Source organism: Ferroplasma sp. Type II (genome assembly GCF_000496155.1).
Genome location: NZ_KI542809.1, coordinates 1 through 887, shown reverse-complemented (window position 1 = coordinate 887; position 887 = coordinate 1). Strand labels below are relative to the sequence as shown.

The following is an 887-nucleotide window of genomic DNA, read 5'->3' as shown; positions in this document are numbered from 1 at the left end:
TCCCCGCGTTCTAATTTTAATTTCTTAAATATCTTTAGCCAATCTGAAATTATATAAAACTGTGAGCCACCTGTTACCGTGACATGGAGGCTCTCTGTTTAACCAACAAAAATTACGTAGGGGCTTATATAAAACCCTTTGAATGTTGAGTATTATCTTTATCATGCCTGAATTCCATATGCTCCACAGGTACGTTTAATTTTTTAAAAAATCCTTAAATTTTTGTGGTCTCACCTCATAATAAATATCATTTAATCTTCTTTCCAAGAATTCATCCACACAATAATTCACTGGCTTTCTTCTAGATTGATGGTAAATTATATTCCACCAAGAAGGAAACACATCATGCCCCATATCATTGCCACCTTCGAAATCTTTTGCCCTCTCGATATATTTGCATTTAAATACCAGATTGTAAGGGCGAATAACAAATCATCAAGTAGCACAGCGTACAGGTAATAAATAGAAAGTATATGGAAATAATAGGGCAAAAATGATATTAAAATTGTTGTAACCACAAATGCAGCAGATACAATTTTTGCATTCTTGATCCCGTATCTTTTTGGAAGTGTGATTCTGTCAATATCTCCTTTGACATCCTCAATATCTTTCATTATTTCCCTAGACATATTAGAGAAAAATGCCAGGAAGAAGAGCAGAATCATTTTTGAAAGCATGTCCGTTATAAAACCTCCATAGAGGAATATCATGCCTATGAGAAGACTTATTGTAATGTTTCCGGGCAGACCGAGTTTTTTTGTCTTGAATTCATAGCTGACAAGAAGCAATTCGGCGAGTATAACTACTGTGCTAATAAGCAGAGATATGAAAATAGAAATTAAGAATCCTAAAATGAAAAACGACAACGCTAGATAATATGCCGATTT

Annotated in this window: 1 protein-coding gene; it reads right to left on the bottom strand. The window is 33.9% G+C overall.

Going from position 1 to position 887, the window contains the following annotated elements:
• Positions 1–317 precede the first annotated feature (317 nt).
• On the bottom strand, positions 318–887 hold a 570-nt coding region (locus tag AMDU4_RS12700), incomplete at its 5' end, for a UbiA family prenyltransferase (RefSeq protein ID WP_021788339.1).